This window comes from Streptomyces sp. CB02959, from assembly GCF_002803155.1.
Taxonomy (GTDB): Bacteria; Actinomycetota; Actinomycetes; order Streptomycetales; family Streptomycetaceae; genus Streptomyces.
The window spans coordinates 1-12,889 of sequence record NZ_NNBP01000028.1; the positions used below are offsets into that span (position 1 = coordinate 1).

General features: G+C 75.0%; 10 protein-coding genes. 3 read left to right on the forward strand and 7 right to left on the reverse strand.

Annotated elements, in window-relative coordinates:
* The first annotated feature begins 169 nt into the window (after nt 1-169).
* Nucleotides 170-1,387: a cytochrome P450 gene (locus CG747_RS35160; RefSeq protein WP_100605951.1), complete on the forward strand. Its 1,218-nt coding sequence runs from the start codon at nt 170-172 to the stop codon at nt 1,385-1,387.
* 101 nt (nt 1,388-1,488) lie between these two features.
* On the opposite strand, the gene CG747_RS35165 is transcribed toward CG747_RS35160, so the two are convergent.
* From CG747_RS35165 to CG747_RS35195, 7 genes are all read right to left on the reverse strand, one after another.
* Complete coding sequence (locus CG747_RS35165) at nt 1,489-2,796, reverse strand: cytochrome P450 (RefSeq protein WP_100605952.1); 1,308 nt, start codon at nt 2,794-2,796, stop codon at nt 1,489-1,491.
* Nucleotides 2,793-3,455 carry an ATP/GTP-binding protein gene (locus CG747_RS35170; protein WP_100605953.1) on the reverse strand — a complete coding sequence of 221 codons (663 nt, stop codon included), beginning with the start codon at nt 3,453-3,455 and terminating at the stop codon, nt 2,793-2,795. Before CG747_RS35170 ends, CG747_RS35165 begins: the two co-directional genes overlap by 4 nt.
* Nucleotides 3,436-3,792 carry a DUF742 domain-containing protein gene (locus CG747_RS35175; RefSeq protein WP_100605954.1) on the reverse strand — a complete coding sequence of 119 codons (357 nt, stop codon included), beginning with the start codon at nt 3,790-3,792 and terminating at the stop codon, nt 3,436-3,438. Before CG747_RS35175 ends, CG747_RS35170 begins: the two co-directional genes overlap by 20 nt.
* The gene (locus tag CG747_RS35180; RefSeq protein ID WP_100605955.1) at nt 3,789-4,202 is read right to left on the reverse strand and encodes a roadblock/LC7 domain-containing protein; all 414 of its coding nucleotides are present in this window, start codon (nt 4,200-4,202) and stop codon (nt 3,789-3,791) included. The genes CG747_RS35175 and CG747_RS35180 overlap by 4 nt, the downstream gene beginning before the upstream one ends.
* Entirely contained in the window at nt 4,199-5,788 is a 1,590-nt protein-coding gene (locus CG747_RS35185; protein WP_100605956.1) for a sensor histidine kinase KdpD, read from the reverse strand. The genes CG747_RS35180 and CG747_RS35185 overlap by 4 nt, the downstream gene beginning before the upstream one ends.
* Before the next feature lie 356 nt (nt 5,789-6,144).
* On the reverse strand, nt 6,145-9,372 hold the full coding sequence (locus CG747_RS35190) for a sacsin N-terminal ATP-binding-like domain-containing protein (protein ID WP_100605957.1): 3,228 nt from the start codon (nt 9,370-9,372) through the stop codon (nt 6,145-6,147).
* Between the two features lie 178 nt (nt 9,373-9,550).
* The gene (locus CG747_RS35195; protein ID WP_100605958.1) at nt 9,551-10,456 is read right to left on the reverse strand and encodes a DUF3027 domain-containing protein; all 906 of its coding nucleotides are present in this window, start codon (nt 10,454-10,456) and stop codon (nt 9,551-9,553) included.
* A gap of 403 nt (nt 10,457-10,859) precedes the next feature.
* On the opposite strand from CG747_RS35195, the gene CG747_RS35200 reads away from it, so the two are divergent.
* Both CG747_RS35200 and CG747_RS35205 read left to right on the forward strand, forming a co-directional pair.
* On the forward strand, nt 10,860-12,239 hold the full coding sequence (locus CG747_RS35200; RefSeq protein WP_100606120.1) for an MFS transporter: 1,380 nt from the start codon (nt 10,860-10,862) through the stop codon (nt 12,237-12,239).
* 94 nt (nt 12,240-12,333) lie between these two features.
* Nucleotides 12,334-12,843 (forward strand): hypothetical protein, encoded by a 510-nt coding sequence (locus CG747_RS35205; protein WP_100605959.1) that lies wholly within the window; start codon nt 12,334-12,336, stop codon nt 12,841-12,843.
* The last annotated feature ends 46 nt before the right edge of the window (nt 12,844-12,889 follow it).

The window sequence follows — 12,889 nt, forward strand, 5'->3', positions numbered from 1 at the left end:
CCATCAGAAACGGCCTAGGCGTCCCCCGGGGGACCGCCGATCTTCCCTCTCCGGTCGTCGAGCCGTCGCGTCGGCGGTCTTGATAACGGCCCTCCCCAGCAACGATCTTGGGGGGACGGACGGCCCGCGCCCGCCGCGGCCCCGTCCGGCAACCCAACCGAGGAGAGTCGTGCCCGATTACCGAGACGCACCGGACATCCTGTCGCCGGAATTCGCCGCGGACCCCTATCCCGCCTACCGCGTGCTGCGCGACGACTTCCCCCTGCTGCACCACGAGGCCACCCAGAGCTACGTCGTCTCGCGGTACGAGGACGTCGAACGGGCCTTCAAGGACGCGGTGTTCACCACGGACAACTACGACTGGCAGCTGGAGCCGGTGCACGGTCGGACCATCCTGCAGATGAGCGGCCGGGAACACGCGGTGCGCCGGGCGCTGGTCGCCCCGGCCTTCCGCGGGAACGCCCTGGAGCAGTCGTTCCTGCCCGTGATCGAGCGCAACGCCCGGGAGTTGATCGACGCCTTCCGGGGGTCCGGGAGCGCGGACCTGGTGGCCGACTTCGCCACCCGTTTCCCCGTCAACGTCATCGCGGACATGCTGGGCCTGGACCGGGCCGACCACGACCGCTTCCACCGCTGGTACACCGCGATCATCGGCTTCCTCGGCAACCTCGCCCAGGACCCGGACGTCACCGAGGCCGGCCTGCGCACCCGCGACGAATTCGCCGCGTACCTGCTGCCGATCATCCGCGAACGCCGCGAACACCCCGGCGACGACCTGCTCTCCACGCTCTGCGCCGCGGAGATCGACGGCACGCGGATGAGCGACGAGGACATCAAGGCGTTCTGCAGCCTGCTGCTGACCGCGGGCGGGGACACCACCGACAAGGCGATTTCGAGCCTGGTGCACAACCTGCTGCGGCATCCGGAGCAGTTGGCCGCGGTGCGCGCGGACCACTCGCTGATCCCGCGGGCGTTCGCGGAGACCCTTCGGTACACCCCGCCGGTGCACATGATCATGCGGCAGGCCGCGGAGGACCTCACCATCGGCGGCGGCCGGGTACCCAAGGGCGCCACCCTCACCTGCCTGATCGGCGCCGCCGGCCGCGACGAGCGGCGCTACGCCGACCCGGACGTCTTCGACATCCACCGCACCGACCTGTCCGCCACCACGGCGTTCTCGGCGGCCGCGGACCATCTCGCGTTCGCCCTCGGCCGGCACTTCTGCGTCGGCGCGCTGCTGGCCAAGGCCGAGGTCGAGGTGGGCGTGGCGCAGCTGCTGGACGCGCTGCCTGACCTGGCGGTGGAGCCGGGAGCGCGGCCCCGGGAGCGGGGGGTGTTCACCCGCGGACTGGACGCGCTGCCGGTGCGGTTCACCCCGGCCGGCTAGCGGCACGCGGACACCGGTGACGTTTCACGTGAAACGTCACCGGTGCGGCGGAGTCGGCGACGCGGGCCCGCAACTCCCGCCCCACACCACCCCGTTGGACCTCAGTGGTGCGTCGTGCGCGGTGCCGCCATCGCGGGGATCGGGGTGTACGCGGGCGTGAACTCCACCGGCAGGCTGACCAGTCCGCGCATCCACAGCGACGGATGCCACACCAGCTCCTCGGCCGGCACCGACAGCATCACGTCCGGCAGCCGGTCGAGCAGCACCTCCACCGCGGCCTTGGCGATCACCTCGGCGATCTCCGGGGCCGGGTAGGGGCAGGCGTGTTCGCCGTGGCTGAAGGACATATGGGCCTGGTTGCCGTCGGCCCCGGCGTCGCTGAAGTCCGGCCGCACCTGGGGGTCGGTGTTGGCGGCGGCCAGCCCGAGGATCACCAGGTCCCCGGCCCGGATGCGGCGCCCGCCGAGCTGGGTGTCGCGGACCGCCCAGCGGCCGATGAAGTTCTGCGTCGGGGTGTCGTGCCAGAGCACCTCGTTGAGCGCCTGGCCGACGCTGCGCCGCCCGCCGGAGAGGCTGAGCGCGAACCGGTCGTCGGTCAGCATCAACCGCAGGGTGTTGCCGATCCAGTTGGCGGTCGGCTGCTGGGCGGCGGCCATCACCACCAGCAGGTCGATGACCACCTCCTCCTCGGCCAACCCCGCCGGATGGGCCAGCAGCCGGGACGGCACGTCGGCGCCCGGCGCGGACCGCTTGGCCTTGACCAGCCGCTGCATCCGTCCGGCGACCCGCTGGTGCGCGGCGATGGCCCCGTCGTCCTCGTTCAGCGAGGCGGCGATGTCGGCGGCGAGTTCGGGCACCTCGGTGTGCGGGAACCCGAACAGCTCGGCGATGACGAGCAGCGGCAGCCGGGCCGCGTAACGGGCCATCAGATCCGCCTCGCCGGACCCGGCGAACGTGTCGATCAGCCCGTCCGCCAGCCGCTCGCAGATCTGCCGCAGCTCGAACTGGTCGATCGCGGTGAGCGCGTCGCTGATCGCCCCGGCCCGGCGGCGGTGCTCGGGCCCCTCGGCGAACATCACCGACGGCTGGTGGCCGACGAACGGCATCAGCGGCCAGTCCTCGGGGATCCGGTCCCAGGCGTGCCAGCGGCGGGAGTCCCGGGCGAACAGCTCGGGGTTGCTGGTGACCTGGTGCAGCTCGCGGTAGCCGAGCACGAACCAGCCGGGCACGTCACCGTCCAGGAGGATCGGCGCGACCGTCCCGTACCGTGCGCGCATCTCACGGTAGAGCCGGGACGGGTCGCCGCTGAGGCCGGCGCCGTAGAGCGGCACGGCGTCCGTGCCGGGGGCGCCGGAGGTACCGGCGCTCAGCGGGCAGCCGCCGGTCGTGGGGTGCTGCGGATCGTTCACGGTGCGGTCTCCGCGGTTTCCTGAACGGATACGGCGCCCTGGGTGGACAGGGCGTAGAGGTGGTCGACCAGCGCGATCAGCACGGCCTTGCTGGACTCCCGGTCGCGGGCGTCGCAGGCGACCATCGGCACGTTCGGGGAGAGGTCCAGCGCGTCGCGGATCTGCTGCAACGTGTGGGGGTCCCCGCCGAAGTCGTTGTGCGCGACGATGAACGGCATCCCGTGCGCCTCCAGCCGGTCGATGGCGTACCAGGAGTCGTCCAGCCGGCGGGTGTCGACCAGCACCACCGCGCCCAGCGTGCCGGAGAACAGCCGGTCCCACAGGAACCAGAAGCGTTCCTGGCCCGGCGCCCCGAACAGGTAGAGCACCGCACTGTCGTTGACGGTGATCCGGCCGAAGTCGAAGGCGACGGTGGTCGTCGTCTTGGACTCGACCCCGCTGGGGTCGTCGACGCCGACCCCCGCCCGGGTCATCGTCTCCTCGGTGTTCAGCGGCCGGATCTCGCTCACCGAGCGGACCATGGTGGTCTTGCCGACGCCGAAGCCACCGACGATGACGATCTTCAGGCCGTTGTCGGCGGTGGCGCGCAGCGGAACGCGGTCGGCTTCGGTGCCGGCCGCTCCCTCGGGATGCGCGGGCTCAGAGGCGGTGGAGTGCATCGAGCACCTCCTTCAGCAGGTCGGCGTCGGGTAGTTGGGCGGTCGCGGGGACCCGCGGGTGCCGGGCGGTGACCCGGCCGCCGTCCAGCAGGTCGGACAGCAGGATCCGCACCACGCTGACCGGCATCCGCAGCTCCGCCGAGATCTCGACCACGGCCGTCGGGCGACGGCACAGGGTCAGGATCCGGACATGCTCGGACTGCATGCCCGGAGTCGGATCGCATTCGCTGACGATGAGGGTGACCAGGTCGAGCGTGTGGTCGTCGGCGGACCGACTGCGGCCGCCGGTGACGGTGTAGAGCCGGTCCGGATCGTCGTCAGGACCGAGCCGCTTCATGCCGACGGCCCGCCCTCACCGCGCGGGGCGGCCTGGAGGTACTCGCCGATCTGCTCCACCAGCTCGTTCATGTGGAAGCCGATCACGCCGACGTCGGCGTCCTCGACGGCGATCAGGGCCAGGTGGGCGCCGTTGCCCGCCTCGACGATGAACAGCAGCCCGCCGTGGAACTCCGTCATCGCCTGCCGCACGCCCCCCGTGCCGTCCCCGAACTCCACGGACGCGCCGTGCGACAGGCTCTGGATCCCGGAGGCGATCGCGGCGAGCTGGTCGGCCTGGTCGACGGTCAGGTCCTTGGAGTGGCAGAGCTTGAGCCCGTCCCGGGACAGGACCAGCGCGTGCCGGGCCCCGGGGGTCTTCTGGAGCAGGTTCTCCAGCATCCAGTCGAGGCTGTGGTCAGTGGTGTTCATCGGGTCTCGTCCTCCGGGCGTGCTGGCGAGGGGGCTGGGGGTGACGCGGGGGTGACGCTGGTACGGGGGGCGTCGGCGCCGTCCTGGCCGGACCTGCCCTGGACGGCCTGACGGAAGGCGCGGAACCGTGCCGCGGACTCCTCGCGGGAGCGCGTCGGCCGCGCCGCCTCGTCGCGCGCCGGGCCGGTCCCCGTGGGGGCGGAGGCCAGGGTCTGGCCACGGCGGCGCTTGGGGAGCCCGCTCTCGCCGAACTCCGGCGCGGTTGCGGCGGCCGGCTCGGCCCCACCGGTCCGGGCGGTGCGCCGCGGCAGCGGAGCCGGGGCGTCGGCCGGGCGCGCGGCCCGGTCCGGCGCCGCGCCGGGCTCCCGGTCCTGCGTCCGGGCCGACGGCCGCTCCTCGGGGCCGGCTTCGGGGGTGTGCCGGGGAGCCTGGGCGACGGGCCGCGGAGCCGGCCCGGAGGGGGCGGCCGGGGCGGTGGCCGACGGCTGCACCGCCGGGCGGGTCTCGGTGACCAGCTGCTGCGGGATCAGCATCACCACGCCCGTGCCGCCGCGCGCCGACGGCCGGAAGGAGACGTTCAGCCCGTGCTTGCGCGCCAGGCAGCCGACCACGGCGAGCCCCAGCCGCGTCCCGGACAGCGACATCAGGTCCAGGGTGTCCGCGGACACCGTCTCCTGGGCGCGCTGCAGCGCGGCCTCGCCCATCACCAGCCCGCTGTCCTCGACGCTCACCACCACTCCGGCCTGCGCCTCCTCCACGTACACGTGGACCGGCGACGACGGCGGGGAGAACGAGGCGGCGTTGTCCATGATCTCGGCCAGCGCGTGCATGATGCCCTCGGCCGCGTGGCCGGCGATCGCGACGTCGCTGCTGCTGTGCAGCTGGATCCGGCGGTAGGCGTTGATCCGCCCCATCGCGCCGCGCAGGATGCTCTCCATGGCGATCGGCTTGTTCCACCGGCGTCCGGACCGGGCGCCGGTCAGCACCGCGATGCTGTCCGCCAGCCGTCCCGCCTGCGCCGTGGTGTGGTCGAGCTTCAGCAGGTCGCCCAGCACCTCCTCGCCGTGCCGGTTCTCCATCTCGCGCAGGTCGGCGAGCATCCCGGTGGCGAGCGCCTGCACCCGGCCGGCGGCGTTGGCGCACGCGGACATCGCCGCGGCCCGCATCCGCTCGCCCCGCCCGACCTCCTCGGCCAGCGTCCGCACGATCCGCTGGTGCGCCGCGGTCGCGGGCAGGTCGGTGCGGCCCAGCGCGGTGTCCACCGACGCCCCGTCGCGCAGCTGCGCGACCAGCCCCGGCATCGTCACGTTGGCCAGCCGCTCGGCCTCGGTCTTCATGCTCCCGATCCGCGACCGGTAGAGCCGGACCAGCCGCTGCTGGTAGACCGCGGTGGCCACCGCGCCGCTGAGCAGCGCCGCGCAGATCCCCCCGGTCCAGGCGAGCAGCGTGCGCGCGGAGTCCGGTACGAGCAGGACGACGCCGGCGCACAGCCCGCCGGTCACCACCAGAGCGACCGCCAGCGTGCGCAGTGCGGCGCCCAGCGGTGTGGGCGCTGCCCCGGGGCGGGAGGATATCCGTGCTGGCATCAAACAGGTCCTCGTGGCGATGGCGACGGCGGGCGGGGCAGGAGGAGCGATCGGCGGGGACGGGGCCCGGGCATCGGGATGCCGATCCGCGGCGGGCACCGTTCAGTACGGGTCTCGGTGTGCGACGAGAGGGTGATCGAAGATCGCTCTGGCACTCTAGCCTGTCGGCGGCGTCCGGCAACTTCCGTGTCAGGCTCTGTTATTGACGCACTGTTTGCCCGGGGCATCCCGCTTCTCCGCATTCGCACGCCCCGGGAGCCGCGGCCGGCGGCAAGGCCCGGAAACGCGACGGCGGCCGCCGGGCCCACGCCCGACGACCGCCTCCGCTCCACCCGGTCACACCGGGCGCACCGCTCTCAGTCGAACCACCGCGCCCGGGCCAGCTCGTCGACCCGCTCCGGGTCCTCCAGCAGCGCCGCGACCTCGAACCGGCGCGGCCACTGCCCACTCGCCCAGGCCAGACCGGCCGCCACGCCCTCCAGGGTCGCGGCGTGCAGGGTGCCGTCCGGGCTCCACCGCCAGTCCAGCTCCACACCCCCGTCGGGGCCGTCGACCAGCAACTCCTCGTGTTCGACGTACGCGTCGGGGGCGGCCGGGCCGAGCAGGGCGCGGACCGCCTCCGGAACGTCGTGCGCCGCCCCGTCGGAGCGGACCTCCGCGGCGACCGCCTCGCTCAGCCGCCGCACCTGGAACAGCTCGGCCAGCTCCGCGGCGCGGGCCGGCCGCACCGGCAGCAGCGCCCGGTCGCCGGCCAGCGGCATCAGGTCCGGGGCGTCGGCGACCAGCGCGTCCGCCGCGTCCACCACCCGGACCTGCCCGTCGACGACCGCCCGCAGCTCGTCGGGGAGCGTCACGTGGTCCGGATCGAGGTCGGTCAACATGCCGTACAGGGCGTGGAGTTGGCCGATTCCCACACCGTGCTCCGGGTCGGCGAGGCGGGTCAGCAGCTCGGCCGCGCCGCCCGGCTCGTCGAGCAGCGCCCCGACCGAGGTGCGGACGCCGAGGGCGCGCAGCACCTGCGCGTCGACCCGGCCCGCGTCCGCCGCCTCGTACAGCCCGGCCAGCAGCGGATCGCCGCCCGCGGCGCGCAGCCCGGCGGGGCGGCGCCCGTCCAGCACCGGGTGGCCGCGCAGCCACCAGGCGGTGTACGGCCGCACCGACTCGGTGGTGCCGTCGGGCAGCAGCACCCGCACCGGCGTGGTCAGGGCGTCCCGCAGCGGCGGCTGGGAGAGCATCTCCAGGACCTGCGGCCAGGCGTCGTCGGCGACCAGGTCGAGGTCGCGGACCGCGACCAGTTCGGTGACGACCGGGGGAACGGGGGCCTCCGGCAGCGTGTCGAGGATGTCCTCGCACCACACGTCCACGGCGTCCAGCAGCCCGGCGTCGTCCGGTTCGGGGAAGTCGCCGTCCCGCGGCTCCAGTTCGTCCGGGTCGAGCACCACGTCGGTGGCCCGGACCAGCGCGAAGGTGGCCAGCACCCCCACCGCGGTGAGCGGCTGGGCACCCCACCGCTCCGCCAACTCGGCTTCGCAGGCGGCGAGTTCGCCCTCCCTGATGACGCGCTCGAAGTCGCTGCCGGGGAAGACCAGTTCGCCCGCCGGCGCCAGTTCGCCGTCCTCGTCGGGCAGTGCCAGCGCGGCCAGCCAGGGCTCGTCGCCGGGCGCCAGATCGGCGTCCCGGACCAGCCCGAGGACCGCCTCGGCCAGTTCCTCCGCGCCCAGCGGCACCCCGGCGCCCGGCGCCAGCTCGTCCTCGAAGACGTCGTAGGCGTCCTCGTCGGCGTCCAGCGAGTGCGCGACGGCCGCCCGCACCTGAGGCGTCGTCAGGACGGCCCGGGGCGCGGCGGGGGTCGCGCCGAGCTTCTCCAGCAGCGGGTGGACGGCGTCGGGGTGGGCGACCTTGAGGCCCAGCCGGGTGAGCGTGCGGTGCCGGTCCGCGGCCTCGTCCCCGGCGTCCGGGCCGCCGTCGGGCAGCGGCAGCAGCACCTGGCGCGGCCCGATGACGGTCCGCCCGGTGCCCGCCAGCGGCACCGGCAGGCCGCTGAGCCGGTCCGGGTCGGTGCCGGCCAGCGCGTCGTAGAGCCGCCACCACCACTCCGGCGACCGCTCCACGCCCGCCAGCCGGTCGATCATCTCGGTGAGCGGCACCCGGGCCACGCCCAGCGCCCGCAGCTCCGCCCGCCGTTCGAGCCCGGCCGGCAGCAGGCTGGGGAACAGCTCGGCCAGCACCCCGACGGTCGCCGCCCCGGCGCCCTCCACCACCTCGGCGTCCACCGGCCGCAGGACGTACCGCTCGCCGTTCTCGCCCTCGCCCTCACCCTCGCTCCACGCGGCACGCTCCGCCGCCGCGCTCGGCAGGAACCGCACCCGGGGCAGCAACTCCCCGACCTGCCGCCGGAGTTCACCGTCCAGCCAGCCCTTGCCCAGCGGTCCCGGAACGAGGTCCAGGGTGCCGGTCGACACCGGCTGCCAGTCACCCAGCAGGCCCGCGTACGCGGCGGCCGCCCGACCCACCAGGAAGTCGGCGAGCGGACCGGGCGCGACATGGCGCCGGGTCGGCTCCAACGGGAACGAGGCGATGAGCAGCGCGGGCAGGCCCAGGGGCTCGTCGGTCGGGGTCGGCGCGTGCAGCACCGGCACGGTGCCCGGCCGCACCGGCGCACCCGACGCGTCCACCGGCACCGCCCAGGTCACCGACCAGGCCGGACGCAGCTTCTCCTCGACCGGGCGGTCCGCCAGCAGCGCCGCGTCCAACGCGCCGCCGTCGGTCGCCACCCGCCACCGGGTGGCCCCCCGCTCGCTGTCCTCGATCAGCACATACGCCTCGTCCTGGCGCCGGGTCAGCGTCCGGACGCCCTCCGGCGTCTCCACCACGACGTCGGCCAGCCCCGGCAGGGTCAGCAGCAGCGCCGCGTCGATACCGGCCAGCAGCCGCTCGGCGAGGTCCTGCGCGGCACCGTCGCGCAGCGGCAGCACCACCGCGGTGTCGTACCCCTCGGGAGCGGTGCCTGCCGCGGGCAGCGGCAGCCGCAGCAGCGGTACGTGCCCCTCCCGACGGCGGAGTTCGCCCCCCAGGCCGGGGCTGTGCGCGGCGACCGCCTCGGCCAGCTCCCGGGCCTCCGCGAGCGACCAGCGGACGCCGCCGGTACGGCCCACCAGCGCCGGTTCGTCGCTGACCGCCAGCACCGCGGCGAACCCGACACCGAACCGGCCGACCGCACCGGCCGCCACACTGCTCTCCCGCTTCGCGGAGGCGCGCAGCGTGGAGAGCGATTCGACGCCGGTGGCGTCCAGCGGGGCACCGGTGTTGGAGGCGACGAGCACCGCGGGCGCGTCGCCGTCGGCGGCGTGCAGGGTGAGCCGCAGCCGGCCGGGGACGCCGGCCCGGGCCGCCGCGTCCGCCGCGTTCTGCGCCAGCTCCACGGCGAGCCGGTCGCGGTAGCCGCCCAGCGCGAGGTCCTCCTCGGCGTTGGCGTCCTCACGGAACCGGGCCGGCGAGGCGGCCCAGGCGTCGAGCACGCCGCGCCGCAACCGGGCCGTACCGAACGGGTCGGCGCCGTCGTCCGCGCCCCGCACCCACGGCATACCTGCCACGTTTCTCGTCTCCCTCGTCAGACCGTGTCTGACCCGACGGTACCCCCACGCTGTCGGCTTTCCCGCCGTACGGGTTTCCGCCGGTGGCGGGGGTGTTGCCGCACCCGCGCCTCCGGTCCGGGAGCCACCGCGACGGACCCGTCCCGCACGCCCGCCCGGCGGCAGGCGACTAGCTGTGGCCCAGCTCCTCGGCCGGACCGGCGTCCTCCACGGACCCCCCGTCCGCCACCGGCCGGATCGTGACCGGCTCGACCACGGTCTCGTCCAGCACCGGCTCCGCCGGCTTCGGGGGCTTCGGCATGACGGCCGCCTCCGAATGCGCCCCGCACCCGTAGGACAGCGAGACGACACGGCCGTCGGCCGGCGAGAACTCGTTGGCGCAGACCCCGAACGCCTGCCGCAGGGAACCGGCCATCGGCGTCAGGAAGCCGCAGCTCACACAGGTCGCGGGGGCCGCCTGGGCCATCGGGGTCTTGGAGCCGAAGGACTCTTCCCAGCGGTCGGCGGCGGCGTGCAGGCCGTAGCGGGACAGGACCCGGGCGCGGCGCATGCCCAGTTCCCCGGCGACCGCGGCGATGCTGCCGCGGGCGGGCGCCGGCTGGATCGCGGGCGAGCCGGGGACGACGTCGGCCTCTTCGGTGTCGGCGACGTCGGCGGCCATGCCCTCGGCTACCGGCGAGTTCGGCGGCGGGGTGTCCTCACCGCTGAAGCCGGGCTCCAGCCGCAGGTCGTCGGCCTCGGTGGGCAGCAGGTCGCCGGGGCCCATGTCGCCGGGGCGCAGCCGCTCGCTCCACGGCACCCACTCGGGGGCCAGCAGCGCGTCGGGGCCGGGCAGCAGCACCGACTCGTCGAGGGTGACCACCTTGGCGCGGGAGGCGCGGGCCACGGTGACGGCCCAGCGCCAGCCGCGGTAGCCGGGCTCCTTGCAGGCGAAGAGGTGCGTGACGACGCGGTCCGCCTCGGCGACGGCGTCGAGGTGCTCGCCGACCATGCCGGGCGTGGCGACCTCCTCGGCCGCCGCACGGGCAAGGTCGACCGCCTCGGCGCACAGGCGGTCCGGGGTACGGCTTCGCATCGCAGCACTCACAAGAATCGATTCTCTCTTCCACGCCGTCTCACGAGCGCGCCAGCCGGGGCTGTCCTGGTCCTGTCCGGACGACCGGCGGGACCGGGGCGGGCGGAGCGGACCAGGGGACCGCGTCGACGTCCGCGCCCGGCTGGATCGTTCGGTCGAGCGCACCTCTTACGTCCTATTCTGCGGGATAGCAGGGAAATGAGGTACGCGGCCGGAACGGACCGCCGGTGGCGCTCTGGACACGCTACCCCTTCAACGCTGCACGACCCCTCGGCGGGAGGAGCAAATCTCTCCGACCGTGACCGCGCGGGAGGGCGACGGTGACGGCCGGACGGCCGCTGCGCCCCGCCGGAACGGGGGGAGAAAACGGCACCTCCGGGGCGAGTTGGGGCAGTATGACCGGGTGGCTGCCGTCAGGGGGACGAGGGAGTCGAAGGCCCGCCGGGCGGGCCGGGCGGCCGGGCGCGCGCTGCGCCGACCGCTGGCCGGCGCGGCCCGCGGGGTGCGGCGGGCCACGCATGCGCAGGGCGCGGGGGAATCCGGACTGGCCCAGCTCATCGAACTGCACGCGGTGAACGCGGCGGGCGACATGATGATCACGGTCGCGCTGGCCTCGACGGTGTTCTTCTCGGTGCCGACGCACGAGGCGCGCGGACGGGTGGCGCTGTACCTGCTGGTCACCATGGCGCCGTTCGCGCTGCTGGCGCCGGTGGTGGGGCCGCTGCTGGACCTTCTGCCGCACGGCCGCCGGGCGGCGATGGCCGGCTCGATGCTGGCCCGTGCGCTGCTGGCGCTGTCGATGTCGGGGACGGTGGCCGACGGCGGGCCGGGGCTGTATCCGGCGGCGCTGGGGGTGCTGGTGTCGTCGAAGGCGTACGGGGTGGTGCGCAGCGCGGTGGTGCCGCGGCTGCTGCCGCCGCGGGTCTCGCTGGTGAAGGCCAATTCCCGGGTGACGCTGGCGGGACTGCTGGCGACCGGGGTGGCGGCGCCGCTGGGCGCGGGGCTGCATCTGATCGGGCCGGCCTGGCCGCTGTACGGGGCGTGCGCGGTGTTCCTGGCCGGGGCGTTCCTGTCGTTCTCGCTGCCGCACGCGGTGGATTCGGGGAAGGGCGAGGCCCGGGCCCGGCTGGCGTCCCGGGACGGCGCGGGGCACGCCGGGGCGGGCGGGCGGCGGCCGCGACTGCGGACCGTCGGCCCGTCCGTGCTGCACGGCCTCCAGGCGAACGCGGCACTGCGCTCGCTCTCCGGCTTCCTCACCTTCTTCCTGGCGTTCCTGCTGCGCGAGCACCCGCTGGGCGGGCTGGGGCCGGCGGTGTCGCTGGGACTCGTGGCGGTGGCGGCCGGGGCCGGGAACGCGCTGGGCACGGCGGTCGGCGCCTGGCTGAGGGCGCGCGGCCCGGAGCCGATCATCGCGGCGGTGCTGGGGCTGGCGCTGGCCGCCACGGTGCTGGCGGCGCTCTGCTACGAGGTACTGGCGGTCGTGGTGGTGCCCGCGGCGGCCGCCACCGCGGGGCTGTGCCAGGCGCTGGCGAAGCTGTCGCTGGACGCGATGATCCAGCGCGATGTGCCGGAGGCGGTGCGGACCTCGGCGTTCGCCCGGTCCGAGACGGTGCTCCAGCTGTCGTGGGTGGTGGGCGGCGCGCTCGGGATCGCGCTGCCGCTGATCGGCACACTGGGCATGGTGGTGGCCGCGGGCCTGGTGGCGCTGGGTGCGGCGCTGGCCGTGCGGGGCCTGCTGGGCGCGGCCCGCCGGGGCGGCCGGCCGGCCCCGCGGGTGGTGTGACGCCGCCGCCCGGAGCACCCCGTGCGGCGGGCCGCGGTGCGGCGCGCCGCACCCGCGCGTGGCGCGCGCCGGGACGCCCGATAGCCTGCCCCGTATGACCGCTGCGTTGATCTCCCGGGGCAAGGGCCGCCGCGCCGCCGCTGCCCTCGGTGCCGTGACCCTGGGCCTGCTCACCCTCTCCGCCTGTCAGCAGCCGACCTCGTTGGCGACCGTGACCGTCGGCACGAAGACGGTCACGGCGGAGGTGACCCCCGGCTGCGACGGCGACGGCAAGTCCCTCGACAAGCAGGCCGTGCAGAGCTGCATCGCCAAGAAGGGCGGCGACACCATCACGGTGCGCCCGGGCGAGCGGGTCCGCGTGGGTGTCGACCCGAAGGTGGCCAAGTCCGGCTGGTTCGTGGTCGGCGGCGGGCCGGTGATGTCCGCGCCCAGCACCGACACGTACCGCACCTTCAGCACCGACGAGCTGTTCAAGGCGATGAACCCGGCGACGGGCCAGAGCGAGTCCCTGCCCGAGGTCACCCTGATGGTCGCCGAGGCCGGCAAGTCCCAGGGCGCGGGCCCGATGGCCCTGTGGCACTTCAACCTGAAGCTGAAGGACTGAGCGCACTGAGCGCGGGGGCCGGGGACCGGTGGCACACGGTGCGGGG

Excerpts from the sequence above, each read along its gene's own strand:
- CG747_RS35170 (WP_100605953.1), bottom strand. The coding sequence starts at position 3,455 with ATGCACTCCACCGCCTCTGAGCCCGCGCATCCCGAGGGAGCGGCCGGC.
- CG747_RS35175 (WP_100605954.1), bottom strand. The coding sequence starts at position 3,792 with ATGAAGCGGCTCGGTCCTGACGACGATCCGGACCGGCTCTACACCGTC.
- CG747_RS35180 (WP_100605955.1), bottom strand. The coding sequence starts at position 4,202 with ATGAACACCACTGACCACAGCCTCGACTGGATGCTGGAGAACCTGCTC.
- CG747_RS35185 (WP_100605956.1), bottom strand. The coding sequence starts at position 5,788 with ATGCCAGCACGGATATCCTCCCGCCCCGGGGCAGCGCCCACACCGCTG.
- CG747_RS35190 (WP_100605957.1), bottom strand. The coding sequence starts at position 9,372 with ATGCCGTGGGTGCGGGGCGCGGACGACGGCGCCGACCCGTTCGGTACG.
- CG747_RS35195 (WP_100605958.1), bottom strand. The coding sequence starts at position 10,456 with ATGCGAAGCCGTACCCCGGACCGCCTGTGCGCCGAGGCGGTCGACCTT.
- CG747_RS35205 (WP_100605959.1), top strand. The coding sequence starts at position 12,334 with ATGACCGCTGCGTTGATCTCCCGGGGCAAGGGCCGCCGCGCCGCCGCT.